Source organism: Endozoicomonas sp. 4G (assembly GCF_023822025.1).
Classification (GTDB): domain Bacteria; phylum Pseudomonadota; class Gammaproteobacteria; order Pseudomonadales; family Endozoicomonadaceae; genus Endozoicomonas_A.
In genome coordinates, this window is record NZ_CP082909.1 from 5,851,517 (window position 1) to 5,877,382 (window position 25,866).

The window sequence follows — 25,866 nt, forward strand, 5'->3', positions numbered from 1 at the left end:
ATCTTTGAATAGGTCTCGTACTGCCCGGACTGTTTTTTTATAGCCCATTGCTATTCGATTTAGTTCTCTAATGAATGGCGAAAATTACTATATACTTGAAGTGAACGATTCCAGCAGCCAGACAGCTCATATTCGGGGTTTCTGAAGTTCTCTCAGGGCAGTCTGTCGAGTTCTTTTTTGTCAGTATCGAACACTCTTGGAATCATTGTCCGCAGGGAGGCCAGGACATTGAAACCATCTACCAGAATGATCCGCACTCTATTAGCCCTGATGTTATTGTTCAGTAGCAATGCCTTTGCTGCCAAGAACCTTTATACCGGCTGGTTCAGTAATAAAGCCGTCAGTGGTTATGATACGGTGGCTTACTTTACGGAAGGAAAAGCCGTTAAAGGTAATGCCCGATTCAAGTACAAGTACCTGGGTGTTGAATGGTACTTCTCTTCAGAAAAACACTTGGAGATGTTTAAGAAGGCGCCTGACAAATATCGGCCTCAATACGGAGGTTATTGTGCCTGGGCTGTCGCTGAGAAAAAGCAAAGAGCACCGGGTGATCCGAATTACTGGCAAATTGTAGATAACAAACTGTATCTCAATTACGACGCAGGGATTCAGGAAAAGTGGCTGAAGGATATACCGGGTTTTATCAGGCTGGGTGACACCAACTGGCCAAAAATGATCGCTCACTAATGCAAGCTTCTGGCGGGGTTCTGGTATCCCGCTCATTTCTTAAGTAGCTCTCAATATCTCTGATTGATTCAGTCTGTCGAAGTGGACGACGCTTTGTGCAGGCCCTCAAACCTGAGTCATGTCAATACAATGCACGGGTCTTGAACGAAACATTGGCGAAGTTAGGGATTCTGGTTAGAATGCCAGTCCTGATACCAGTACAGCCTGCTTGTGCGGTGCTGTCAGTGCAGAAAAGAATGAAATCGTTAAGTGACCAGAGGAATTTTCGATGAGTAGCATTCCATCCGAACTGCGTTATGTGCGTTCCCATGAGTGGATCCGAATCGAAGAAGACGGTACTGCCACCATCGGTATTACCGACCACGCCCAGGAAGCTCTGGGTGATGTAGTTTTCGTTGAGCTGCCTGAAGTGGGTTCCATTCTGGCTGCTGACGATGAAGCGGGTGTGGTTGAGTCCGTAAAAGCTGCTTCTGACCTCTATGCTCCGATCTCTGGTGAAGTGGTTGCAGTGAACGAAGCGCTGGAAGAAGCGCCTGAAACAGTGAACGGCGCACCTTATGATGAAGGTTGGTTCTTCAAAGTCAAAATCACCGACGAAGGCCAGCTGGGCGAACTGATGGACGCTGAAGCCTACGCAGAATTTGTCGAGTCCGAAGCTTGACCTTTCAAAATGAATGATGACCAGCTGCTGCGCTACAGCCGACAAATACTTTTGCCTCAGATCGATATTGAAGGACAGGAGCGCCTGCTCAACGCCCACATTGTGATCGTGGGTATGGGCGGGCTGGGTTGTCCGGCAGCCATGTATCTTGCGGCAGCTGGCGTCGGAAGGTTAACCCTTATTGACCCGGATGTGGTGGATACCACTAACCTGCAAAGACAGATCGCCTTTTCTACCGACGACATCGGGCAATTTAAAGTTCATGCTGCGGCGGCAAGAATCAGCGCCATGAACCCCGGCATTGCAGTAGATCCCATCCCTAAAAAGCTTAAAGAGCCGGAATTGTTGAGTCTGCTGGAAAACAGCGACCTGGTTCTGGATGCTACCGATAACTTTGACAGTCGTTTCATGGTGAATCGTTGCAGCGTCTGTGCGGGAGTACCACTGGTTACGGGCGCAGCCATCCGCCTTAATGGTCAGTTAACGGTGTTTGATCGCTGGCAGGACAACGCGCCCTGTTATCGTTGCCTTTATTCAGAAGCCGTGGCTGAAGAGCTCAGTTGTTCCGAATCAGGCATTCTGGGACCCGTGGTAGGAACCATCGGTACCATGCAGGCGCTGGAAGCCATCAAGTTATTAACGGGAGCAGGCAAGACGCTGAATGGCAGACTGTTGATGTTCGATGCGACCACCATGGAGTGGCAGAGCCTTCAATTGGCGGCGGATCCGGATTGTCCAGTGTGTGGTGAGGGAGAGAAAAAGGGCTGAGAAATTCAGCCCTGATAGTTTTTCACTTCACTAAGCAGGCGTTGTTTGTGTTCGCTGTCCAGTTCATTCCAGTGAGCGCCTATTAAAGCGCCTTCCATCGCATAGAGCAGTACTTTGGATACTTTAAAGCCTCTGTCTCTGACTTTACAGTAAGCTGCTACCGCGCCTACTTCATGAAGTTGATCAAGTGTTCGAATACCCACAGCGTTGAGCCACTGCACTGAAGTTTTACCCAGATTTTTTAATTCGATCAGGTCAGTTGCCATACCGGTTTTCCAAATCGTCCCAAGCGTCCTTGAAGGGGGTGATTGATATTTCTGAATGTCAGAAGGAAATTTCTTTTAATGAGTTTAATGATAGACGAGTCTATGCAACTGCCCAGAAAAGGGCAGCCAAAGAAAGAAAAATAGATCAATTCAATTGAGCCGTCAGGTCTGTTAGCAGTTTTTTGCACCAGTGCTCACGGGTTGTATCCAGCACGATGGTACGTTTTTTTTCCTGATCCGATAGCGGTTCCTCCCACCGATGTTGTTGCACAATCAGATCCACCGTTGCTTCAGAAGCGTCAGTGTTGTTGAGTTGACGTTTAATAATTCGGCGTTTAAGAACTGCATCGGGTGCCGTGCATTTGACAATAAAAAAGGGGCATTGAAGTTCCATGGCAGGCTGGCAGCAAAGTGTTCTTTCCTGAAGCTTGAGAGAAGCCCCATCAATAACCACAGAAATACCCTGACTTAACAGAAAACGAGCGGTTTGCTGAATCTTCAAATACGTTTTTTGGGTGGCTTCCTGTGTGTAAATATCCAGCCCTGCTTCATGGCTCGATGCTTCTGGCTTAAGGCCAAATAATCTTTTCCGCTCAATATCTGTGCTCAGCATGATGCAGTGGGTATGTTTCACCAGCTCTCGACCTGCTGTTGTTTTTCCGGACCCCGACAGTCCCTGCATCACCACAAGAAAAGGGTTATCAGGCTGGCGGCAGCTGCCAGTCAGATCGGCATACTGGCGATTTTGTCTCTTTGAGCCTGGGGTTTCCAGCCTGTTCTCTTTTAGAAACGGGTGCATCACTGTGGCGTACTCAGAGGTTGAGAATGGTCACTGAGTATAGGCAGAGAGCTTGAGTGCAGCTGCAAAAAAGACGATTTAACCACGGGGATTGCGGTAAACATCATAAGCGGAAGTAATGTTTTTCAGAAGTAAAAACACGGCAAACCATAGAGCTATTGCGGAAAACTATCGAGTATAATCCCGCACCATGGTCACAAATAGAAAAAAACCGTCCCGGGGCAAACCGTCGCCGAGACGTAAAAAAAGAGCCCGAAAGACAGGGGTGTTCAGGCGCTGGTTGCCGGTTCTGGTAAAGCTGGGAATCGTCGGTCTGATTTTACTTGCCGCCTACTCGGTTTATCTGGACGCGGTTGTCACTCAAAAGTTTGAAGGCAAGAAATGGGCGATTCCTGCCCAGGTTTATGCTCGTCCGCTGGAACTCTACCAGGGGCAGCTGCTCAACCCGGATGAGCTTCAGGCTCAACTTCGCCGTCAGGGTTATCAGGCTGTCAGAGAGGTCAAACGCCCCGGCACCTTTGCCCGCTCGGGGAATCGCTTCACTATTTACAGCCGGGGTTTTCATTTTCCCGATGGCGCCGAACCTTCCCGTTATGCCAGTGTTGTCTTTTCTGGCAACGAAGTGGTCAGTCTGAAAGGTAAGGGAGCCGAAGCGATTCCATTGCTGAGGTTGGACCCGCAACCGATTGGAGGCATTTATCCCTCAACCTATGAGGATCGCATTCTTATTCGTGAGTCTCAGGCACCAAAATATTTGACCAAGGCCCTGTTAGCGATAGAAGACAAGAACTTCTACGAGCACTGGGGAATATCACCGAGCGCCATAGCCAGGGCATTTCTGGTTAACCTGAGAGCGGGATCCGTCGTGCAGGGTGGGAGCACGCTGACTCAGCAGCTGGTAAAAAACTTTTATCTGAGCAATGACCGAACTCTTACCCGCAAAATAAATGAAGCGATTATGTCGGTGCTGCTGGACTTTCATTATTCCAAAGATGAAATTCTGGAAACTTACCTGAACGAAGTGTACCTGGGACAACATGGCCGACGGGCTATCCACGGCTTTGGTCTGGCCAGTCATTTCTATTTTGCCCAGCCTATCCAGGAATTGAGCCTTGCCCGCGTTGCCCTGTTGGTGGGGCTGGTGAAGGGTCCCTCGTATTACGATCCGAGACGTTTTCCTGAAAGAGCAAAAGAGCGCAGAAACCTGGTGCTCGATGTGATGGCCGACGAAGGTGTTGTGCCTCGTTCTGAAGCAGAGCGATCGAAAAAACTACCACTGGGGGTGGTAACCCGGGAACAGCTCAATACCAGTGCTTATCCTGCGTACATTGATATGGTGAAGAAGCAGCTCAAAGAAGATTACGATGAGCGAGACCTCACCTCGGAAGGCCTGAGAATCTTCACCAATATGGACCCCATTATCCAGCGTTTTGCCCAGGCCAGTATGACCGAAACGGTGGATCAGCTTGAGAAAGGCAACCCTGATCTGCAGGGTGCCATGGTGGTGACCTCCGCCCAGACCGGTGATCTTCTGGCGGTAGTAGGCGACAAAAATCCGGGTTATGTCGGTTTTAACCGGGCTCTGGATGCACGACGCCCCGTGGGTTCATTGTTAAAGCCAGCAATCTATCTGACAGCGCTGGAGCAACCTGCACGATACACCTTAACGACACCTGTCAAGGATTCTCCTATTCAGGTAGACGACGGTCAGGGAGGACTTTGGGAGCCTGCCAATTACGATGGCAAGTCCAGAGGTATGGTGCCTTTGGCGGAGGCGCTGGCCAAGTCCTACAATCAGGCAGCCATTCAAACCGGCATGGCTTTGGGGCTGGATAATGTCCTGAAGACTATTGAGCGTTTGGGGATTGAAGAAAAACTGCCTCCCTATCCCGCCGTGATGTTAGGGGCAGCAACCCTTTCCCCTATGGATGTTGCAGCCATGTATCAAACCATCGCCAGCGGTGGTTTCAAAATGCCATTGCGGGCCATTGATGCGGTAGTGGATGCCCGTGGTAAACCCTTGAAGCGTTACAGTCTTTCGGTTGAGAGAGCATTCGACTCAGCTCCCATGGAACTGTTGCGACATGCCATGGGTCAGGTCATGAGAGAAGGTACCGGGCGTCGTGCTTACTGGAGTATCAGTCAGAGTATTCAGTTAGCAGGAAAGAGTGGTACCACCAATGACTTAAGGGACAGCTGGTTTGCTGGCTTTACTGGCAATTTGATGGCAGTGACCTGGCTGGGCAATGACGACAACAGCCCCACCAGCCTGACGGGCAGTAGTGGCGCCCTCAGAGTCTGGACACGTTTTATGCAACAGGTGCCTATCAAATCGGTGCAGCCTTTGAACAGTGAACAGGTTGAGTATGTGTGGGCCAGACCAGCAGACAATGTGAGAACAGGGAAGCGTTGCGCGGGAGCGGTGCAAATTCCTTATATCAAGGGTTCAGAACCCGTTGACTATCAGGGATGTAGTGAAACCGTGAGTGAGCCCGCCAAAACGTTGTTTGATTCTATAAAGTCATGGTTTGAATAAAGGTCCATAGCGTAAAAAAGAGCGTGAAAAAGAACGTGAAAAAAGTGAAACGATTAATCCCCCTGATTTTTGCAGTCCTTATAACAGGGTGTTCCAGCATAAGCCATGTGACGTATATGCCGACCTCCATTTCAGAAACCGCTTCCCCTTACGCAAGCCGAACGGATGCGGTCGGTACTTTGTTGGATCAGGCATGGAATGCCATGGCAGAAAACGACCTGAACAGCGCTGCAAGCGCTCTGTCCAGAGCCATGAGAATCAGTCCAACCGATTCGTCTGTTTATTACCTGATGGCACAACTCAGGAAAGCGCAGGGACAGTATGACCAGGCCCGCGAGCTGGCAGACAGGGCTCTGAGCCTGGGTCCTGATCATGGACTGGAGCGACAGATTAGACGCTTTTTGACTTCACTCAGTTAAACAGCCTCAGGCGTATTCTGTTTTTTATTAAATTTCACTGTAGCTTTGCGGAGGTTAGGGTGTTAGTCAGCATTGGTTGAGGGCTATATATAGAGCTATACTCGGCTCATAATTTGATTTAATGGAGATTTGCCATGCTGCAAAGAGTTTTGTGTGGTTACACCACCCCCATCAGTAAATTCAAGTCAAACCCCAGTGCTGCAATAAGTGAGGCGCAAGGTGATGCTATTGCTGTCTCCTCAAACAATGAAATACAGTTCTATGCTGTTCCGGCAGAGATGTTTGAGGAAATGATTGCTTTTTGTGAGTATGCTCAGCGTGGCACCACTGAGCTGAAAAGCATACCTGCCCATTTTACTGGTGAAGGTCTTGATATGGATAAGGTTTCAGATGAAATGGCTACCAAAATAAAAAAAGGTGATGCCGGAGAGTTCGAAGAATGGCAGTGAAAAAATGTTCATATTCCACCAAAGAAAGAGTAAGGCAAATCAAAAAATAAGAGGTAGATTAAGTGGTCAGAATCTTTACGCACAAAGACCTTAAAGATTCACTGGGCGAACAGAAAACCTCTTCTCTGGTCTATGACTTCAGAGCCTACAAAGAAGGAAAAGGATTACCTGTTACCTTTGGTCGGGATGCTCCTTACAACTTCACACACCATCGTTCTTGTCTTGAATTACAGCATATCCACTTCAAAGAGAGCGGGTTTCCTTTGAGACTGATTCAGTTTCGTCGGAAAAGTGGTTATGTACTGGTTTACAGCCCGGGTTTCTTCAGCTCCAGCAACTACTTACTGATTGCCATCATTAAGCATTGGGACTTTAAACACCCTCACAAGGTAGAAGGAACCGACAGAGATATCGGTCTTATGCAGGGGCTTGAAAGGATCGCTGAAAGCTTTCGTGAGAAATTCTAACAGATCCTTGGTAAATACCAGGAAAGAACAGGGGCAGTACAGTACGGTCAGACCCGTGAGTTGGCGGGCAGGGCTCTGAGTCTGGGTCTGGGGCCGGCATCAGGCCTTAGACGACAGATTCAGAGCTTTCTGGGTGGGCTTGGATAATTTACTGACTCACTTCAGGCCATTCAGCTTCCTGAACATCAAAGCGGGTGATAACTGCACCGTGATCGGACGGGTGCAATACGGGGTGGCCGTTTGACATAAGGCAATAACTGTCAGATGGGGTAAGCTGGTCACCTTTGTACAAAATAAAATCGATACGGCCCTGTGCAGGGTTACCTTTGAAATAAGGCGTCCAGGTTTTACAGGTGTTGACGACAGAGTCAGGCTTTACTTCCCGGTAGCTGTCTATAAAGCCATGGTCTTCAGCGGCCAGCAAGGTCGGCCAGCTCATCGCCCCGCGATCGTAATAATTAGTCTCTTCAGTAAAGTCCAGGTGTGAGAAGGTATTTAGATCACCACCGATGATGACAGGTCGATACTGGTTATCCGTTTCTTTCAAAGCCTTGGTCATGTAGGTGGATAGTGTAGCGGCTCTGCCCTGATCCAATTCTATCAGTCTTTCATTAGTGTAACTGGGATCTGCGGTTGAATTGACAATATCGGAACTGGAGGTGAGCCAAACCGAATAAACATCCATTTCACGATTCTCAGGCATCGCCAGTCTGACACCACAAAGACCACTGTCGCATTGCACCAGATCAGAAATAATCGGGTAGCGGCTTAATACCGCCAGATTATTGTTCGAAGCAGCTGTCTTGATATAAAACCCCAGGCGCTGGGCCAGTGCCTCCTGATAGCCGTAGGATTCTTGCATCAACAGAACATCTACATTTTCGTTGATGACTTGTTCATAGATATATTCCTGACCCAGCTCAGGGCTGGCTTGTGAGCCTGCGTGCCAGATGTTATATGCCATAACGGTAATGTGTTCTGGCAGTATGGAACTGTCTCTCTCCTGTGCTGTAGAAAAGTGCCAGACGGGCCCCTGAAGGGTTGATGTGCCATCGAAAACGTTTACTCGCCAGAAGTAATCCTGTCCAGGCTGCAAACTGCCGATATTGATGCTGTTTTCTGCTGTTGAGAACTCGTTGATAACCTGCTTAAAGTCTTTATCCGCAGCTATTTCTATCCTGTAAAAGCTATTGTTGTTTTTGAATTCATCCCCGTGTTGCCACTTTAAAGTCAGGCTATCAAATGGAACATTCTTGATCTGATGTGAAGGAGATGGGCTATAGGCAGGTAGAGTCTTCTGGTTTTCCAAGTTCTGGTATTGGGATAGCTGGGCGATGTAAGGCTCTGTTAAAACACCCGAATAGATTCTGATATCGTCAATAAAGAAATTAGCTGACTGCAGAGGTTGGTGGTCTGCGACTAATCCTGCACCAAAACTCAGTTGATTGCTGGCCAGATTAATAGACTGCCCTTCCGCTACCTTCTCTCCGTTAATATAAACAGCTGAGCCTTCATGATTATTGGTCAGGCTAATACTCAGCCAGGTCTCTTTTGGTGGTTTAATGCCACCCAGAAGCTTGACGGGCTGATCATTGTTGGGGGTTGATGAACCAAACCATTTGCGCCAGAGCTCCAGTTCGCCTTCGGGATTGAGAACAAGGACAGGCTCTCTGGATCGCCCACCAAAGTGACCGCCGTCAACAATGCTGCTGTAAGCTTCGGGCTGTTCTTCCTCCAGTTTGATTCGGAATGATAGGGTTCGATACTCAGAAAGATTGATGTCACTGATCAGAATGCTTTCGTCGTTCGATAACTTGTGGATGGCATTACTGTTTTCGAAATGAGTGTTATTGCTGTTCAGTGTGACAGTTGCCGGGTATTTATTACCAACATTTTCGGGGTTCAGTTTTGGCCCCGTAGGATCATTGTCAAAATCCATTGATACCAGCAAGCTGGCATTACCAACATCTTCAGCTGAAATCGAACTCACTTGCTTATCAGATTGGGAAGAAAGGTCGGATGAACTGTTATCGTCACACCCTGCCAGTAAGCCGATGACTAACAACAGTGAGATACCAGATCTTGAACGTACTCGCATAAATTACCTGTTCTTATTGAGATTAATCGATGAAAAATTATGGAGGTGGTTAGAAGACGGCAAAATAATAGTGCCTTCCTGTTTCATTAAGATGTCGTATTTATTTCAAAATATGACAGACCTTAACAGGTAGGTACCTGAACAAGACTTAAGCGGGTAGTTACTGCATCTTGTACGGAGTTCACCAGACTGGAAAGCACGGATAATCCCAGTCTTGTCATTGGGATACAATGATGAAAATTGAACTTCATGAGGCGCATCATGAGCACAGAAGTCAGAGAGCTATTAACAGCTCTGGAAGCCGAGTTAAAAAGACTGGAGTGCTGGCAGACTATACCTCCTTCACCGCAGGCACTGGCCAGTACCACTCCTTTTTGCATGGATACCATGGGTTTCACCCAGTGGCTGCAATGGCTATTTATTCCCCGGGTTCATGCGATTCTTGATCAGGGGGCTGACCTGCCAAAAGGTGCGAACATTAAGCCTTATGCTGAAGAAGCACTGATGGTTGAGAAAATAGAAGCCACTCAGCTGTTGGTGCTGGTGGAGCGTTTTGATCAATTGATGAATTGATTGCGATTACCGCTTTTAATCGGTCTGGCTATTGAGCCCCAGAATAAGCAAATCAAATGCCGGGTATTAGCAAATTAAATTAAATTGCTAAAGAAATTAACTTTAAAAATGATTTGATAATCATTATCATTCGTGTTCTTGATTTTACAGGTAGAAAAGTTCATGTCGGGACGGTTGCAACGTAGCTTCAGAAACTGGGTAGGTCTCCTGAGTTTTCTGGTATTGGGCAGCAGTGTGATTCCAGTTGCTGGTGCAAGTACATCGTCGTCTGAAAAAATTGAGACGATTACAAAAGATAACCCCCGTCTGGTAGTACTGGATGCGGGTATTGTTGAAGTTTTGCAGGCTCTGGATCTGGACGGGCAGCTGCTGATGATTCCAGACGACCTCTCTTTTGAAGGCCAGTATCCGCAAGCGTATCGATACAAGTCAGCCATCAGCATTGAAAGCATTCTTACCATGCATCCCGATGCCATCCTGGGAGGACACGTCACCCGGGACAAGACAATGATGGATCAATCGAAAACGGCAGGTCTGAGCACATTTCATATCGACAGAACGCTTTCTGCGTCAGAAAAAATCAGAAAAGTAGCTGAAATCTTTGGTGTCCCCGAAAGAGGACAAGCACTGATTGAAAGCCTTGATGCACAGTATGCAGAGGCAGAAAAAATAGCTGAACAAAGCTCCGGTGATGCTGTCGGTGTGATTCACATATCCAGTTCAGGTGCTGGTAACAGCGGTCAAACGGCCATCGCCGGACGGTATACGCCAGCCCATGAAGTCATCAATGCCGCAGGGGGTAAGAACCTGGCTGATCTCTCGGTATTTTATTCCTACAGCTCGGTGACCCAGGAGGGGCTGATTGCCCTGGCGCCAGAGGCGGTGATCGTTTCTGACAAAGAGCTTGCTGCCCTGGGTGGCGAGCAGGGAATCTGGCAAAAAATCCCCGGCCTTATGGCAACACCTGCCGGTAAAAATAAGCAACTGATCATTCTGCCACATAACGGCTTGAAGAATGGCAGTGTTGCCAGTGGTGAAGCGGTCATTGAGCTGGCTGGCAAACTATCAGATATCCAGTCTTCTTAACAAAACAAAAAAATGTTAATACAGCCTATTCAAGGAAAAAAGTTAATGTCTCTAAAAAATGCAGTAAGCAGTGGCCTGGCTCTCACTGTTTTGGGGGTTGCTGTTTCCAATGCGGTTGCCGCCCAGGAAGTGAACGACGATGCCACACTGCTCAATGAAGTAGTGGTGACCGCCAGTGGCTTTGAAGAAAGTGTTGATGAAGCCCCTGCCAGTATCAGTGTTGTGACCAGGGAACAGCTTGAAAACAAGCCTTACCGGGATGTCCGTGATGCTATTTCCCAAGTACCGGGGGTGAATCTGGACGGAGGGCCAGGCGGTGATATCTCCATTCGGGGACTGGAAGGTGACAGTACCCTGATTTTGATTGATGGTCGTCGGGTAAACAGTACCCGGATACTCAATCAGAAAGGAGGTAACACGGTCGAGTACAGTTGGTTGCCGCCGCTGGATGCTGTTGAGCGTATTGAAGTCGTCAAAGGCCCTATGTCCTCTCTGTACGGCAGTGATGCCATGGGTGGCGTCATCAATATTATCACCCGGCCTTCTGATGCGAAGTGGAGTGGTAGTATCGGAGCTAATGCCACGCTTCAGGAATCATCTGAGTCAGGTAATATAAGTCAGCAGACGTTTTATATGTCAGGGCCTTTGTTGGAAAACAAACTCGGCCTGAAGGTTTATGGTGCTTTTAACCAGAGACAGGAAGATGAGTTCAAAGGGGGCTTTCAGGAAAACGACAATAACAGTATTAATGCGGATTTGGATTACCAGTTAACGGACAATCAATTACTGGTTTTCAATCTCGGTGCCAGTGAAGATGACTACCATGCCAGGGCAGGAAAAAGCTCCACCAAGGACGAAGACAGGATCAATAACTACGAACGCTACAACCTGGCTGTGACCCACGAAGGGTACTGGGACTGGGCAGATTCCAAGTTAACCCTTGCCTATGATGAGGCAAAACTGGAGTCACCGACCGACAGTTTCACCCCGACGCTTGAGAATCTGGGTCTGAACGGTCAGCTGGTGATGCCTTACGAGAAACATACGCTGACCGCAGGCGCAGAAGTACGCAAGGAAAGCCAGTCGATAGGCGACCAGACTATTCAGCAAGGTGACACTCAAGTCAAAGGAAGAGTGTCAGACTCCGTCGTACACAGCGCCATTTTTGTTGAAGACAGCTGGCAGATGCTGGAGCGTCTGAATACGACAGCCGGTTTAAGATACAATCACAACTCTATTTATGGTGATAACTTCAGCCCCAGACTCTACGGCGTCTGGACAGCGACCGATAAGTGGGTGATTAAAGGTGGGGTTTCAACTGGCTTCCGTTCACCAAATCTGCAAGAAATCAGTCCTGAGTTTGGTAAGCCTCAGAAGGGTGGATCCACCACCTGGGGTAATCCGAACCTGGAGCCGGAAACCAGCGTTAGCACAGAGCTGTCCTTCAACTATGACAACGGCGATGATTTCAAGGGCAGCCTGACTCTCTTTGATAACCGCTATGAAAACAAAATCAGCAACACCGGCTCACAGCCTCTGGATGTTAACGGTGATGGCGATTTTGGGCCTAACATTGATGATGATCCTGAACCTGATGGTGATTTGGGTCCCGATGGTAACCCGATCAGTGTCTATTTCAACATTAAGGAAGCCAGAATTCGGGGCGTAGAGTTAGCCGGTAACTGGGAACTGTCTCCTCGCTTAAACGCACTGGCCAGCTACACCTACTCAGACTCAAATATGGATACTGATGGTCAGAACATCTATGGTCTGTCTTTAGCCTCTCTGGACGGTGGCGCCCTGATCAATACGCCGATGCATCAGGCTGATCTCGGCCTCAACTGGCAGGCAACCAAAAAGGTGTCGGCTTACATCAAGGGCAACTATCGTGGTAAAGAACTCCAGGCCATCAGTCTTGGCGGAGTCCCCGGTATGGGTGATGAGACCACCGGTGACAGTTTTAATGTCGATCTGGGTGCCAGCTGGCAGGTGAACAAAGATCTGGTGCTTTCAGCAGCGGTTTACAACCTGACGGATGAAGTGAACTACGAGGTGGACAATGACGATGTCTATCAGTATGTAGAAGACGGTCGTCGTTACTGGCTGTCTGCGAAATATTCATTCTAACCCTCAGTAAAAGGTGGGAGAAGACATTTGACGTTTTCTCCTACCTTAGCCCGGATATTTCATAAACGTGCTCCCGATCTCGCTTGTCCTTTGCCGCTCTAAGGGAGTTTTGCTCAGTCGACCGTACTCCCCGGTACGGCGCTCCCTCGCAAAATCCCTTAGAGCGACAAAGTCCTGCGCGAGATTCGGGGCAGTTTATGAAATATCCGGGTTAGCTTGCTTTGTTTAAAGACAAAACTGCTTCATTTGCTGACGGATTCTCTCTTTCTCCTTTTCCCGGCCTTCATCGTCCAGTATTTCAAAGCTGCCATCGGCTTTGTTCAGACGTACCTGATCATCACTGTTGAGTGTTTTAAGGTTGGCCGACAGCCTCTCACAGAAAGCCAGAATCTCGGGATCCGGGGCGGGCTGGGAAGGGTCTTCAGAAGTGGGTTCAGAGTCAACAGAGGGGAGTAGGTCTTCAGGCTGCTCTGCGTGCTCGTCGGGCGTCATAATAATCTCAGTATCAACGTTTACCAGTGGTGGTTTCGATGAGTAATGGGCCGTGCCGTTTTCATCCACCCATTTGAAAACTTTATCGGCCTGAACGGGAAGATTGAGGCAAACTGCCACGATCAGAATAACCAAGGCTTGTGTTACTTTCATAGCGATTGTCCTTCGCGTTTATTGATTGTTAGCTTTATGATTGTTTGCAGTCATTACTCTAAATGTACGCAATTTCCGCGATTCTGCTTCGTCAGGCTATTGACTCCGCTTCAGTGAAGGTAAAGAATGTGGCCTTCCGACGCCGCCCAGCCGGGTGACTTCGGGGGGTTGTATATCAAGCCGGTTCATTTCTAAAAATTAGTACTGCCGAGGGTGAGCATACGTGGAGCTTTTATCCGGCGCGGACATGGTAGTCCGTTCATTGGCTGACGAAGGGGTAGAGTACATTTACGGGTATCCCGGTGGTGCCCTGTTGCACGTCTACGATGCGATCTTCAGACAAAAAGCGGTCACCCATATTCTGGTACGCCACGAACAGGCGGCGACCCATATGGCCGATGGCTATGCGCGGGCTACGGGTAAGCCCGGAGTGGCGCTGGTGACGTCAGGGCCTGGGGCTACCAATACCATTACCGGTATTGCTACTGCCTACATGGATTCTATTCCCATGGTGGTGATTTCAGGTCAGGTGCCATCGGGCTTTATCGGCACGGATATGTTTCAGGAAGTGGATATGGTGGGTATTTCCAGACCTATCGTTAAACACAGTTTCCTGGTGAAGAAAGCAGAAGATATTCCAGAGGTTATTCGTAAGGCGTTTCATATCGCCCAGACCGGGCGGCCCGGTCCGGTGGTGGTTGATATTCCCAAGGATATCACCGACCTGAGCAGGAAATACCCATACAAGTATCCGGAAAAGGTCAAAATCCGTTCCTACAATCCGCCTGCCAAAGGCCACAACGGGCAGATTCGCAAAGCGGTTGATCTGCTGATGAAGGCTCGCAGACCGGTGATCTATGCCGGTGGTGGCGTGGTTCTGGGTAAGGCTTCCCAGCGTCTGACAGATGTGGCCAGAAAGCTGAACGCACCTGTTACCAATACGTTGAACGGTCTGGGTTGTTTTCCGGGGTCTGATCGCCAATTTGTTGGGATGCTGGGCATGCATGGCAGCTATTGCGCCAACAAAACCATGCATCACTCCGACCTGATTCTGGCGGTGGGTGTCCGTTTTGATGACCGGGTGACCAACAACACGGAAAAGTTTTGTCCGGACGCCAAAATCATCCATATCGACATTGACCCGGCCAGTATTTCCAAGAACGTTGCAGCGGATATTCCCATCGTGGGTCCGGTCGATACGGTTCTGGAAAGCCTGCTTTGTCAGCTGAACGAATACCAGGGTTCCCAGGACGATATGGCCATGGCCGAATGGTGGGCCAGCATTGATTCCTGGCGAGACGGCGGCCTGTTCTCTTATGAAAAAGGGAATGGCATTCTCAAACCCCAGCAGGTCATTGAGTCTCTTTATCAGGTGACCAAGGGTGATGCCTTTGTAACCACCGACGTAGGTCAGCATCAGATGTTTGCGGCCCAGCATTATCGTTTTAACAAACCGAATCGCTGGATCAGCTCCGGTGGTCTTGGCACCATGGGCTATGGCCTGCCAGCGGCCATGGGTATCAAACTGTCCTTCCCTGAAGAACAGGTGGCCTGTGTGACCGGTGAAGGCAGTATCCAGATGAATATTCAGGAACTGTCCACCTGCCTGCAATACGACTTGCACCTGAAGGTGATCAACATCAATAACCAGGCGCTGGGTATGGTACGACAGTGGCAGGATATGCAGTACGACAGCCGTTACTCACACTCCTACATGGAGTCTCTGCCAGACTTCGTTAAACTGGCGGAGTCTTACGGTCATGTGGGTATGAGAGTCAATCGTCCGGAGGAGCTGCTGCCTGCGATGGAAGAAGCCTTCTCCCTGAAAGATCGTCTGGTCTTTATGGATATCCAGGTGGACCCCAACGAACATGTCTATCCGATGCAAATCAAGGATGGCAGTATGTGTGACCTATGGCTCAGCAAGACGGAGAGGACCTGATGAGACGGATTATCTCGGTACTGGTAGAAAATGAACCAGGTGCCCTGTCACGTATTGTCGGGCTGTTTTCCCAGCGTAACTACAACATTGAAACCCTGACCGTTGCACCTACAGAAGACACAACGCTGTCCCGTCTGACGGTGACTACTTTTGGTAACCCCCAGGTCATTGAGCAGATCACCAAACAGCTGCACAAGCTGATTGATGTCGTTAAGCTGGTGGATTTGACCGAAGGTCATCATGTTGAACGTGAGCTGATGCTGATCAAGGTTCGTGCAAGCGGTCCGCTGAGAGCTGAAGTGAAGCGCACAGCGGATATCTTCAGGGGGCAGATAGTGGATGTCACCAGCTCGGTTTACACTATTCAGCTGACCGGCACCCACGACAAACTGGATGGTTTTATTGCCGCTATTGGTCAGGCCCAGGTGCTGGAAGTGGCTCGTAGTGGTGTTACCGGTATTGCCCGTGGCGAGAAAGTTTTGGGTTTGTAACGCTTCTGATTTACTCCTTTCTTGTTGATATCTCTCCGGCTCTGACCGGAGGGGTATATTCTTTTAAAAGCAGCGACTCTAAAGCTATCTATACTGTCTTGCGTTATAAATCACGCATTGGACATATCGATGGCAAGACACCCGATTTTACGGCAGAGCATTTTAAAAGTGCTTACCGTTTTTTTTGTACTTTCTGTACCTACTCATTTACAGGCCGGGATAAAAGTTTATAAAGATACAATTGCAGGTCTGGCTGTTCTGGCAGGCGTGACAGTGGGGATATCGTACTATTCGTTATTGGAAGACGAATTTATCTTTCATGCCAGTAAAAGACAGATATTTACCAGGTTTCCTTATCATCCATTATTTTCAGGTGTGGCGAATTATCAAATTAACCGTTGGATTGTTACCAGTAAACTGATCGATGATTCAAACAGTCCAGAGTTCGTTAAGTTGTCTGAAGTAGAATACTGGAGGAGTGGAATGACAGCAGTGACGGAGCAGAGACTGACGAGTCTGTTCAGTAATCTTGGAAAGGATTACCAGCGCTGGAAGAACCTCACTCAGACCAGAATAAAAAGCTTGCCTGCTGATTTTCGGCATTATTCGTCCCTGATCGCAAGCAACTGCGAAGCCATTCATACCGGAAGCAGAAGTATTAAAGCATTCCATAAGTCCATAGATGATTACCTTGACAACCGGGTGCTCTGTCAGGACTGGCTGGACCATTTTATTGTCTGGCATTCTTACTTTGCCAGTCACTACAATAAGTCAATTCCGGTGGTTCTGGTACCTGATTGGCGAGCACAAAAGGAGGGGGCGAGCAAATCGACACCCAGTGACGTGAACGATGGTTATTTGCATAGCAAAGTGGCTTATTTGTTTAATGCTAATTATGACTTTCGCAGGTTCGATTCACTTTATAACGGCCCTGATCGGGAATTAATTGTGGTAACGGATCGACCCGGTTATCAGCTGAAGAGAATCCGTTGGAGGCCGTGGCTGAATGGCATCTTCCTGCCAGAGCATCGTAAGCTTTTCTGGTCAGAACACACCCCCTGTGATCCGGTTGCCGGTGGATGTCGTTTCAAAAACTTTTCCGGATGTGCCGAGCAGGTGACACCTTACCTGTTGAGTCACTCTGATACAGGACGGCAATTTCTTATATTTAATCGTGGGGAGACCGCTGTAGTCTGGCACTTGGGGGCACCCTGGTTATCCAGAAATAAAGTGGTGTTGAAGGAAACAAGAAACTATCAATTTGAGCTGGATCTGGCCAAAGCTTTTGATCTGGAGAACTAATTCATACGCTCAAGTAAAGGATGTCAACGTCTACAGCAGATCCCAGAAAGCCCGAATCAACGGGCTTTTCAGTTTTTTGTCCAGTACACACAAGCCTACATCATAAGCTGCCAGCCAGGGGGTGATGTTCAGAATCTTGACTTTATCAGACAGTGGACTGTTATCCATCACAATCCGGGGCACTACGCCAATCCCAAACCCAAGGCTGACCATACTGACAATGGCTTCATTACCCGCTACCTGGGCGTATATTTTCGGCTTGATGCCCTTGGTTGAAAACCAGCGGTCAACCCGCTGTCGGCCAATGCCTTTTTCTGGCAGGATCATGGGTGTTCTGCGCCACTCTGCAAGGGTCTCAGGGGGGTCAATGTCTCCCGAAGCAGGGCCTATGAAGACCAGAGGTGAAAGTCCGATACTGCGAAACTGAATCTCTGAGGACAAATGATCCGGGCGGGCAGAAATGGCGATATCCTCTTTTCCAGAGGAGATCCGATGGATGGCTGAGTCAGGGTCGCCGGTATGAAGTTTGATTTCAATACTGGGATAGCGCTGGCGGAAGCGCTTGAGAATGTCATAAAGAAAGCTGTAACTGGCAGTTACCGAGCAATAAACACTGATCTCACCTTTCAGCTCTCTGGATTCGGCCATCAACTCGCTGCAAATAGCTGACCACTGAATCAGAGTTTCCCGGGCATATTTCTCAAACTTAATACCCTCCGTTGTGAGGCTGACACTGCGATTGTCTCTTTCGAACAGGCAGACTCCCAGCCTCTCTTCCAGGTGCTGAATGCTACGGCTCAGGGTCGATGGGCTGATATGACAGGTTGCGCTGGCGCGACCGAAGTGGAGTGTTTCAGCCAGACTCAGGAAATGCCTCAGTGGTTTCAAATCCATAATGGTCGCCCTTGATTTTTGCGCTCTTGATTTTTGCTTATGGGTGTTTCGTATTATGAAATATTATATTGCAAATATATCATTTTACGAAACAAGCTGCCTGCTTTACTCTCCGAATCAACGTTTTCAGCCCGGACAAAAATCAATAATCCGGGGCGCTTTACTCAGGAGTTCGTCATGAAAGTGTATTACGACAAAGACTGTGATCTTGCCATCATCCGTGACAAGAAAGTTTCCATCATTGGCTACGGTTCCCAGGGACATGCTCATGCCAATAATCTGAAGGACTCCGGGGTAGATGTCACCATTGGTCTGCGTCAGCATTCCGCTTCTGTTGTTAAAGCAGAATCTGCTGGTCTCAGAGTACTGGACGTACCTTCTGCGGTCGCCCAGGCTGACGTCGTTATGATTCTGACTCCAGATGAATTCCAGTCTCAGCTGTACAAGAGTGAGATCGAGCCTAACCTGAAGCAGGGTGCAACCCTGGCATTCGCTCACGGTTTCTCTATTCATTACAACCAGATTGTTCCCCGTGCTGACCTGGATGTCATTATGATTGCCCCTAAAGCTCCGGGTCACACGGTACGTTCTGAGTTTGTTAAAGGTGGCGGCATTCCTGATCTGGTGGCAATTTATCAGGATGCCTCCGGGAAGGCGAAAGAGCTGGCCCTGTCTTATGCTGCGGGTGTCGGTGGTGGTCGTACCGGTATTATCGAAACGACGTTTAAAGATGAAACCGAAACCGATCTGTTTGGTGAACAGGCCGTACTTTGTGGTGGTGCCGTGGAACTGGTTAAAGCGGGTTTCGAAACCCTGACCGAAGCCGGTTATGCCCCTGAAATGGCTTACTTCGAGTGTCTGCATGAACTGAAGCTGATTGTCGATCTGATGTACGAAGGCGGAATCGCCAACATGAACTACTCCATCTCCAACAACGCTGAGTATGGTGAGTATGTAACCGGCCCGAAGGTCATCAATGATGAGTCTCGTAAAGCCATGCGTGAAGCTCTGAAGGACATCCAGAACGGAGAGTACGCCAAGAAGTTCATCACAGAAGGCGCAATGAACTATCCGTCCATGACAGCCTATCGTCGTAACAACGCAGCTCATCCAATCGAAAAAACGGGTGCCAAGCTGCGTGAAATGATGCCCTGGATCACCGCCAATCAGCTGGTTGATAAAGAAAAGAACTGATTGTTAAAACAAACGACCAAATAAAGGTGCCTTGTGCACCTTTTTTTGTTTAAACAGCTGAAAAACTTTTCGACAGATGACGCTGCTCCTAAAGTGGTCTACCTTGCGGGTATGGAAGCTTCCAGAATGCATTTTACAATAGTTGCAATGTTCGTGATTTAAAAGACAGTAGGCCGATTTTCTGGAGCAGTATCTTGAGAAAAAAAATCACCCGTTTGCGGGCTCAGCCTCATATTCTGGCAATAACTGGATTGGTGTTAGCGACTTTCTGTTGGGGCGCGAACCTTGTTGCAGGTCGCATGAGTGTGGGAGACATTCCTCCTGTTGCGCTGTCATTCTGGCGCTGGGCCCTGGCTTTTGTGATTCTTTTTTCGTTTACCGGCAAGCAGCTGATTAAACAGAGAAAGGTGATCTTTCAGAGTCGTTATCAATTGCTGGTTCTGGGATTCTTCAGTATCACCTGTTTTAACACACTGCTCTATATTGCTGCGCAGTCCACACAGGCGGTGAGTCTGGCCCTGATACAAATAGCTCTGCCAGTTATTACCATGATTCTGGCGGTTCCTCTGTTGAACATATTCCCTAAAAAAAGGCAGTTGTTTGGTATGGGAATGGCCATTCCCGGGCTACTGACGATTTTCAGTAAAGGAGAATGGTCATCACTGGCCAGTCTGAATTTTGGCAGGGGAGACATGATTATGTTTGTCGCTACCTGCTGCTGGGGTTGTTATACGGTTTTGCTTAAACGTTTTGAACTGCCGGTATCCGGAGCTCAACTATTGACCACGCTGATAGGGATTGGAGTGATCATCCTCTTGCCTTTTTACCTCTGGGAGCTATCCATAAAAGGTGGCTTTACCGTTAGTCTGAAAGCACTTTATCTAATCAGTTACGCCGTTCTTTTTGCTTCACTGATTGCTTATATGTCATGGAATTTTGGCGTGTCTGTGCTGGGGGCAAACACGGCGGCCATGTTTAACTTCCTGATCCCTGTATTTTCCGCCGTGCTCGCTATCCCCATGCTTGGAGAGACGCTTTATCAGTATCACCTGATGGGGGCAGGATTGATCTTTGCAGGACTATGGATCACCAATAGGAAATATTCTTCAACAGACAGACCAGGTTAAATAACGGGTAGGGCTTTTTAGCCTGAACTCCGGCTGTTATCTTAAACCTTCCACCTTGAAAGAGCGGAGTACCGTGTGAAGATCAGTGTTGCCCAGCTGCGAGTCAGTTATAAAAATAAACAGGACAATCTCCAGAACCTTCGACAACTTCTGCAACAGACGTCGTCTGTCGGTGATCTGGTTCTGCTTCCTGAGCTGTTTTCCACAGGTTACCTCTTTGCCGAAGCGGAAGAGATTTTTCAGCTGGGTGAGCCTGTGGATAACAGTTCGACGCTTCAGGCATTGCAGTTGATGGCGGCTGAATTCAATACCATCCTGGTGGCGGGTTTTGCTGAGAAACAAGGGGCGAACCTCTATAACTCGGTGGCGGTGGTATCTGCTTCAGAAGTCATGGGTGTGTATCGTAAGATTTCCAGCACCAACATTGATAAGCGATATTTTAAAAGAGGTCAGGATCTTCTGGTGTTTGAACATCAGGGCGTTCGCTTTGGTGTGGTGATTTGTTTTGATCTCTGGTTTCCCGAGATTGTTCGGGAGTACGTCCGTCAGAAAGTGGATGTTTTGCTGCACCCTGCCAACTTTGGTGGTGAACAAAGTCTTCACATTGCCCGAGCCAGAGCGATAGAGAATGGTCTTTATGTGGCCACCTGTAACCGGATTGGTGAAGAAAATATCCAGGGCATCCAAGGGTTCTATTGCGGCAAAAGTCAGGTCATCGACCCGGCTGGCAATAGCCTGATGTCCCTGGGGGCGAGTGAAGAGCTTAAGTCACTGGATATGAACATCAACCATAAAACGGTCAGAACCGTATTGGGAGTGGCGTTGGAAAGTGAAGTTGAGGTGATTTCCACTACTGCCAATCAATGGACGAAAACGCTAGGATTACCCCATTAAATCGACTGGAAAACCACCATGAGTGATGACGACCTGGTCACCGAGGCACATTTGCTGGAAATTGTTGAAAACCAGCTGACGGAGAATAATCCCACAAGGGTTAAGGAGACTCTGCTCAGACTCACTATGACCGGCATGGAACGACAGGAAGCCATGGACTACATTGCCTGCGCGCTCTCTGTTGAGATTATCGATGTGATTCAAAACAGCGCGGCGTTTAATCTGAAAAGATATGAACAGAATCTCGATAAACTGCCTGATACTCCCTGGATGACGGGTTAAGTGATTGTCGTATAATTGATAGTCGTATAATTGGTCGCGTAATTGATAGCCGCGTAATTGATGAGCTGAAAAACATGCTGCAATTCTTAAAAGATGTAAAAAATATGCACTGGGCCCCAAAGTTGATCCTGGCCCTGATCGTACTGAAAGTACTCGCCGATGTGGTTCGTGAACAGGCCATTTTTTAACGGTTGGTCAATGGATTGGAGAACATGGAATGGTCTTTGTCATCCTGGGGTTATTGATTCTTGCATTGGTGTTTGGTCCCCAGGTCTGGGTGAAGCGAACACTCAGGCTGCACAGCGGTGATCGTCCGGATCTTCAGGGAACCGGCGGTGAGTTGGCTGAACACCTTGTGGAGCGTTTTGGCCTTGAGGGGGTAAAGGTTGTCAGAGGCAACCAGGGAGAGGATTTTTATAGCCCGGAAGAGTGGCTGATTTCACTTTCCCCGGAAAACTACGATGGCCGTTCAGTTTCAGCAGTGGCAGTTGCAGCCCATGAAACCGGTCATGCGCTGCAACACCAAGAGCAAGATGCCGGGTTTATGCTGCGCCAGAGGCGGATACGTCTTGCCATGAACATAGAGCGCTTCAGTGCCATGGCGTTGATGATTACCCCGCTGGTTTTTGCCCTGACCCGGGTTCCCCACAGTGTCCTGCTGACGGTTTTGATCGGTGTTTCCGGTATGCTTGCGGCTATCTGGGTGCAACTGGTCAATCTTCCTGTAGAACTGGACGCCAGCTTTAAAAAAGCCCTGCCCATTCTGGCAGAGGGTTACCTCTCAGAAAACGATATGCCCGCTGCCAGAAAGGTATTAAAAGCGGCTGCCATGACTTATGTCGCAGCAGCACTGGGCAGCCTGCTTAATCTTGGCCGCTGGATTGCTATTCTGAGGCGGTGAATTAGAGGCGCTGCGCCAGATTTGGCCGGCCAACAAGCCCCTTCAGGAAACAGCTACCCAACTAACAGAGTTGTCAGATTTACTGTCAGAAACGGAACATTCCATTACGGAGAGTGTCTAGGTTTTATCAGTCATGGAATTTACAGGAACAACGACAATGGATATACCTTCGACTCCGAACACTTCTTCATTGAGCCCTGTGTCTACAAAAGACGCTGAGGGCAGTAAGGATACAACTAATATGGCGGGTGCAAAATGCAGAGTTGTGGAGCTCGATCATTGTTATTCCATACTTTCGCAGCAATCCACTGATACTCTAACGACCATGGAAGAACAACCTGTTCTGGAAAGAGTGGCAACTTCTTACGTCCCCCCGGATCCGGAGCCTCCTGCAGAAGAAAAATTATGGGTTTTTCCGCAGACGTTCCCATTAACAGGCAATAGCTTGACGGATTGTAGCCCCAGAACTGTCGGCCGACTTGATCAACCTGTTCAGGTAGCTTGTGACGTACGAGTCAAAACAGAATATCTTTCCTGGAATCCAGGGCCTTCTTCATCCGCAGCAGCCAGTAGAAGGAAGGTAAAGGTTAAAAGTGCAGAAGCAGTTGAAAAAAGAAGGGAGAAGAACATGCTGACTGCTCGAAACAGCAGAGCAAAGAAAAACGCTCTTTTGAAGAGCCTGAACGAAAGAGCGGATGACCTTGTAAATGAGAATTATTATCTGAAGCGTCAGAACATTGAAATGAAGAGGAACATTTCCGACAAGGAGGAAGAAAATCAGATGCTAAGAGAATTATTGTCAAACGAGGAATGTGAATTTGCTGCTGAAATTTTTAAGCCGGATTCTAATGAAGCGTGCGATCCGAAGGATGAAAGCGAGTGTGTGAAGAACATACAGCCAAAGAAAGAATATGAATCTGTTCCTGATTACTTCGACCTAGATCCTAATCAAAAACTATTTGAGACCGATGATGATGCCAGCTGAGCACCCAGAAGGTGTTGTATTGACCTGAGTCGATAAACCAGCAGTGACAATGCCAGAACCTATTGCAATCTTTCCAGGTCATCCTGTTTCAGCCGAATCACTCTCTGGTTCGAGCTGCCCCGCCAGGCTAACGATAAATCACGTTTACTGTCTTGGTATTTGCCATCAATCAGCACATCGACAAATTCAATAATGCGTTTCTGTTGAGGGGTAAGGTCTTCCAGTGTGTAGCCGGTCCATAACCAGATGTCTTTGTCTGGCAGCTCCTCTTTGACTCTTTTTACCAGATGCAGAATAGCCGCAAGATTTTCCGGAAACAGTGGGTCGCCTCCCGATAATGACAAACCATCCCGGTGGATCCGGGGGTCGCCAAGGTCTTTGAGAATCCGGTCTTCCATCGCCTGATCGAAAGGCTGGCCTTTGCTGGCGTCCCAGGTAGCAGGGTTATGGCAACCTTTGCAGAAGTGCTCGCAACCAGAGACAAACAAAGTACACCGGGTGCCTTCACCATTGACGACATCAAGTGGGTAATACTGCTGGTAATTCATAGGCGGGTTTCTGAGTCAGGCAGTCCGGAAGTTCTGGACTGGATCATAAAGACCAGGGTTAACACAAGAAGATTAGCGGCCAGGGCAATCAGTCCGATATTGATCCCCCAAAGCTCTTTCATGCCCAGAGTAATGGCTGTGAATACAATCACGACACCGGTAATCAGGCCGCAAAGCACGGCACCTGAGCGAATCTTTGGCAGGTGCAGGGCAATAACAAAAGCAGGGAAGCATTGTACCAATAGCTCCAGCTTGATAACGATCAATCGCCAGAGTGTGATATCCCTGTTCAGGGCGCAGAGAGTAATGACGCCCATAACGACGACAGCAATAATATAATCCCGCCGAAGTCCCTGTCGCTCAGAATGTTCAGGGATATCGTGTCTCAGCATCGAAATCAGGGAGAGCAGAACCGAGTCGGCAGTGGACATAATGGCTGCCAGAACAGCCACCAGAACAATAGCGGCGGCAAATGCATTCCACGAACCGCTGGCGGCCCACTGTTCAAGCAGCATGGGCATGACCTGGTCGACATTAGGGATCTCAGTATGGGCAAACAGTGAGATGGCACACCAACCCACCAGCAGGACAACCAGGTTCGTGAACAGTCCGATAACACCCAGGGCAGCAAGGGATTTATTCAGGGTTTTTGTGTCAATAGAAGCAAACACTCTTTGCAGGGTCTGTGGGTAAACGACAATGGATAGCGATCCCAGCAGCATAATGCTGAGCCAGCGAAGCTGATCACTGCTGTCCGGTACAATCATCGATTCTGGACGAAGTCGGCTGACGCCATCCCCCAGCGCTGTCAGGCCACCGCTGTTTTCAATCATCCAGACAATCAGAAAAATGGAGCCTATAAACATCATCATCCCCTGGAAAACATCCGTCCAGGCAACAGCTCTTAATCCTCCAATAGAGTCATAAAGCAATATGACCAAAGCGAACAATACGACACCTGATTTGTATGGAATAGCTTCATCTGTGATAGTTGCCATGATTTCACCGGCTGCTTTCAATTGGGCGAAAAGAAAGTTGGCCAGAGTCAGGCACAGACAGATCGCCAAAGCTCTTCGCAGAAGCAATACGGTGCGATCTTTTTGAAATCGAAAGCGTATCCAGTCACCGGGTGTGACAAACTGGTGTTGTACCGAGATGGGGCGTAACTTGGGAACCAGAAAGTGAAAGCTGGTAACAATGCCGGCCCAGAAACCGACGGTTAACACCCAGTGAAAACCATTAAGGTAGGCCTGTCCGGTAAAGCCCACCAGAGTATTGCCGCTGAACGCCGTGGCATAGAGCGTCAAAAACAGCACGAAAAAGCCCAGGGAGCGACTGGCCAGATAGTGGTCTTCCGCATCATCATTCAGGCTGGCTTTTTTGGCTCGGATACTCAGGGGAACCAATACCAGAAAGTAGGCCAGAATCAGCCACAATGAAAGGCTCATGGATCAGGCTCCGGCGGGTCATCCCTGCTGACCCAGAGCAGCAGGTTAATAAAAATCACCAGTATGTAACAGGACAGCGCCAGGACGACCCAATCGGGCATTCCCAGGTAGATTTTTGGAGTAGCGCCGGGCGTTCGGTACCAGGGCACTGAAAGGATCAACAGTGAGAACATCAGGAGCTGAAGTGCTGTTCGCAGGGGTTTATTTTTCATAAACAGCCTGTCAAAACTCGGCAATAGACAGAGAAATATAGCACAGCAATAAAAGGGCCTCCCGA

At 48.6% G+C, this 25,866-nt stretch carries 27 protein-coding genes; 19 read left to right on the forward strand and 8 right to left on the reverse strand.

All coding sequences use genetic code 11. The features are described 5' to 3' along the window. Positions 1-228: 228 nt before the first annotated feature. The 3 genes from K7B67_RS23225 to moeB all read left to right on the forward strand — a co-directional run bounded on the left by K7B67_RS23225 (position 229) and on the right by moeB (position 2,116). Positions 229-687 carry a YHS domain-containing (seleno)protein gene (locus tag K7B67_RS23225; RefSeq protein WP_346658243.1) on the forward strand — a complete coding sequence of 153 codons (459 nt, stop codon included), beginning with the start codon at positions 229-231 and terminating at the stop codon, positions 685-687. 268 nt (positions 688-955) lie between these two features. Further along, the gene (gene gcvH, locus K7B67_RS23230; RefSeq protein ID WP_252178217.1) at positions 956-1,348 is read left to right on the forward strand and encodes a glycine cleavage system protein GcvH; all 393 of its coding nucleotides are present in this window, start codon (positions 956-958) and stop codon (positions 1,346-1,348) included. A gap of 9 nt (positions 1,349-1,357) precedes the next feature. Beyond that, positions 1,358-2,116 (forward strand): molybdopterin-synthase adenylyltransferase MoeB, encoded by a 759-nt coding sequence (gene moeB / locus K7B67_RS23235; RefSeq protein ID WP_252178218.1) that lies wholly within the window; start codon positions 1,358-1,360, stop codon positions 2,114-2,116. A 5-nt stretch (positions 2,117-2,121) separates the two neighbouring features. On the opposite strand, the gene K7B67_RS23240 is transcribed toward moeB, so the two are convergent. Further along, positions 2,122-2,382, reverse strand: a complete 261-nt coding sequence (locus K7B67_RS23240; protein ID WP_252178219.1) for a TfoX/Sxy family protein — start codon at positions 2,380-2,382, stop codon at positions 2,122-2,124. A gap of 145 nt (positions 2,383-2,527) precedes the next feature. Beyond that, positions 2,528-3,181: an AAA family ATPase gene (locus K7B67_RS23245; RefSeq protein ID WP_252180636.1), complete on the reverse strand. Its 654-nt coding sequence runs from the start codon at positions 3,179-3,181 to the stop codon at positions 2,528-2,530. Between the two features lie 265 nt (positions 3,182-3,446). On the opposite strand from K7B67_RS23245, the gene mrcB reads away from it, so the two are divergent. The 4 genes from mrcB (at position 3,447) to K7B67_RS23265 (ending at position 7,052) form a co-directional block, all read left to right on the forward strand. Further along, positions 3,447-5,717 carry a penicillin-binding protein 1B gene (gene mrcB, locus K7B67_RS23250; protein WP_252178220.1) on the forward strand — a complete coding sequence of 757 codons (2,271 nt, stop codon included), beginning with the start codon at positions 3,447-3,449 and terminating at the stop codon, positions 5,715-5,717. Between the two features lie 116 nt (positions 5,718-5,833). Continuing rightward, positions 5,834-6,136 carry a tetratricopeptide repeat protein gene (locus tag K7B67_RS23255; protein WP_252178221.1) on the forward strand — a complete coding sequence of 101 codons (303 nt, stop codon included), beginning with the start codon at positions 5,834-5,836 and terminating at the stop codon, positions 6,134-6,136. A 134-nt stretch (positions 6,137-6,270) separates the two neighbouring features. Beyond that, the gene (locus tag K7B67_RS23260; protein ID WP_252178222.1) at positions 6,271-6,585 is read left to right on the forward strand and encodes a hypothetical protein; all 315 of its coding nucleotides are present in this window, start codon (positions 6,271-6,273) and stop codon (positions 6,583-6,585) included. Positions 6,586-6,647: 62 nt separating this feature from the next. Further along, a complete protein-coding gene (locus K7B67_RS23265; RefSeq protein ID WP_252178223.1) occupies positions 6,648-7,052 on the forward strand; it encodes a type II toxin-antitoxin system YafO family toxin in 405 nt (134 codons plus the stop codon). Between the two features lie 148 nt (positions 7,053-7,200). On the opposite strand, the gene K7B67_RS23270 is transcribed toward K7B67_RS23265, so the two are convergent. Continuing rightward, positions 7,201-9,150, reverse strand: a complete 1,950-nt coding sequence (locus tag K7B67_RS23270; protein ID WP_252178224.1) for an endonuclease/exonuclease/phosphatase family protein — start codon at positions 9,148-9,150, stop codon at positions 7,201-7,203. 261 nt (positions 9,151-9,411) lie between these two features. Between K7B67_RS23270 and K7B67_RS23275 the strand changes: the two genes are divergently transcribed. The 3 genes from K7B67_RS23275 (at position 9,412) to K7B67_RS23285 (ending at position 12,936) form a co-directional block, all read left to right on the forward strand. Beyond that, the gene (locus K7B67_RS23275; RefSeq protein ID WP_252178225.1) at positions 9,412-9,723 is read left to right on the forward strand and encodes a YqcC family protein; all 312 of its coding nucleotides are present in this window, start codon (positions 9,412-9,414) and stop codon (positions 9,721-9,723) included. 234 nt (positions 9,724-9,957) lie between these two features. Further along, complete coding sequence (locus tag K7B67_RS23280) at positions 9,958-10,809, forward strand: ABC transporter substrate-binding protein (protein WP_252178226.1); 852 nt, start codon at positions 9,958-9,960, stop codon at positions 10,807-10,809. 45 nt (positions 10,810-10,854) lie between these two features. Further along, positions 10,855-12,936 (forward strand): TonB-dependent receptor, encoded by a 2,082-nt coding sequence (locus tag K7B67_RS23285; protein ID WP_252178227.1) that lies wholly within the window; start codon positions 10,855-10,857, stop codon positions 12,934-12,936. A 225-nt stretch (positions 12,937-13,161) separates the two neighbouring features. On the opposite strand, the gene K7B67_RS23290 is transcribed toward K7B67_RS23285, so the two are convergent. Then, complete coding sequence (locus K7B67_RS23290; RefSeq protein ID WP_252178228.1) at positions 13,162-13,581, reverse strand: DUF4124 domain-containing protein; 420 nt, start codon at positions 13,579-13,581, stop codon at positions 13,162-13,164. Positions 13,582-13,804: 223 nt separating this feature from the next. On the opposite strand from K7B67_RS23290, the gene K7B67_RS23295 reads away from it, so the two are divergent. The 3 genes from K7B67_RS23295 (at position 13,805) to K7B67_RS23305 (ending at position 17,316) form a co-directional block, all read left to right on the forward strand. Then, positions 13,805-15,523 (forward strand): acetolactate synthase 3 large subunit, encoded by a 1,719-nt coding sequence (locus K7B67_RS23295; protein ID WP_252178229.1) that lies wholly within the window; start codon positions 13,805-13,807, stop codon positions 15,521-15,523. After that, a complete protein-coding gene (gene ilvN / locus K7B67_RS23300) occupies positions 15,523-16,014 on the forward strand; it encodes an acetolactate synthase small subunit (RefSeq protein WP_252178230.1) in 492 nt (163 codons plus the stop codon). Before K7B67_RS23295 ends, ilvN begins: the two co-directional genes overlap by 1 nt. Positions 16,015-16,497: 483 nt before the next feature. Beyond that, positions 16,498-17,316, forward strand: a complete 819-nt coding sequence (locus tag K7B67_RS23305; RefSeq protein WP_252178231.1) for a hypothetical protein — start codon at positions 16,498-16,500, stop codon at positions 17,314-17,316. Between the two features lie 30 nt (positions 17,317-17,346). On the opposite strand, the gene ilvY is transcribed toward K7B67_RS23305, so the two are convergent. After that, positions 17,347-18,210, reverse strand: coding sequence for an HTH-type transcriptional activator IlvY (ilvY, locus tag K7B67_RS23310; RefSeq protein ID WP_252178232.1), 864 nt, complete (start codon positions 18,208-18,210; stop codon positions 17,347-17,349). Between the two features lie 177 nt (positions 18,211-18,387). Between ilvY and ilvC the strand changes: the two genes are divergently transcribed. The 6 genes from ilvC (at position 18,388) to K7B67_RS23340 (ending at position 23,593) form a co-directional block, all read left to right on the forward strand. Continuing rightward, entirely contained in the window at positions 18,388-19,404 is a 1,017-nt protein-coding gene (ilvC, locus tag K7B67_RS23315) for a ketol-acid reductoisomerase (RefSeq protein WP_252178233.1), read from the forward strand. Positions 19,405-19,598: 194 nt separating this feature from the next. Continuing rightward, positions 19,599-20,531, forward strand: a complete 933-nt coding sequence (locus K7B67_RS23320; RefSeq protein ID WP_252178234.1) for a DMT family transporter — start codon at positions 19,599-19,601, stop codon at positions 20,529-20,531. Between the two features lie 75 nt (positions 20,532-20,606). After that, positions 20,607-21,425 (forward strand): carbon-nitrogen hydrolase family protein, encoded by an 819-nt coding sequence (locus K7B67_RS23325; protein ID WP_252178235.1) that lies wholly within the window; start codon positions 20,607-20,609, stop codon positions 21,423-21,425. 18 nt (positions 21,426-21,443) lie between these two features. Beyond that, positions 21,444-21,707 (forward strand): hypothetical protein, encoded by a 264-nt coding sequence (locus K7B67_RS23330; protein ID WP_252178236.1) that lies wholly within the window; start codon positions 21,444-21,446, stop codon positions 21,705-21,707. 217 nt (positions 21,708-21,924) lie between these two features. Beyond that, positions 21,925-22,608 (forward strand): zinc metallopeptidase, encoded by a 684-nt coding sequence (locus tag K7B67_RS23335; protein WP_252178237.1) that lies wholly within the window; start codon positions 21,925-21,927, stop codon positions 22,606-22,608. Positions 22,609-22,765: 157 nt separating this feature from the next. Next, positions 22,766-23,593: a hypothetical protein gene (locus tag K7B67_RS23340; RefSeq protein ID WP_252178238.1), complete on the forward strand. Its 828-nt coding sequence runs from the start codon at positions 22,766-22,768 to the stop codon at positions 23,591-23,593. A gap of 59 nt (positions 23,594-23,652) precedes the next feature. On the opposite strand, the gene nrdG is transcribed toward K7B67_RS23340, so the two are convergent. The 3 genes from nrdG to K7B67_RS23355 are packed head-to-tail and all read right to left on the reverse strand — an operon-like array spanning position 23,653 to position 25,801. Then, positions 23,653-24,141, reverse strand: coding sequence for an anaerobic ribonucleoside-triphosphate reductase-activating protein (gene nrdG, locus K7B67_RS23345; protein ID WP_252178239.1), 489 nt, complete (start codon positions 24,139-24,141; stop codon positions 23,653-23,655). Beyond that, positions 24,138-25,589: a sodium:solute symporter family protein gene (locus K7B67_RS23350; RefSeq protein WP_252178240.1), complete on the reverse strand. Its 1,452-nt coding sequence runs from the start codon at positions 25,587-25,589 to the stop codon at positions 24,138-24,140. Before K7B67_RS23350 ends, nrdG begins: the two co-directional genes overlap by 4 nt. Further along, positions 25,586-25,801, reverse strand: coding sequence for a hypothetical protein (locus K7B67_RS23355; protein WP_252178241.1), 216 nt, complete (start codon positions 25,799-25,801; stop codon positions 25,586-25,588). The genes K7B67_RS23350 and K7B67_RS23355 overlap by 4 nt, the downstream gene beginning before the upstream one ends. Positions 25,802-25,866: the final 65 nt, after the last annotated feature.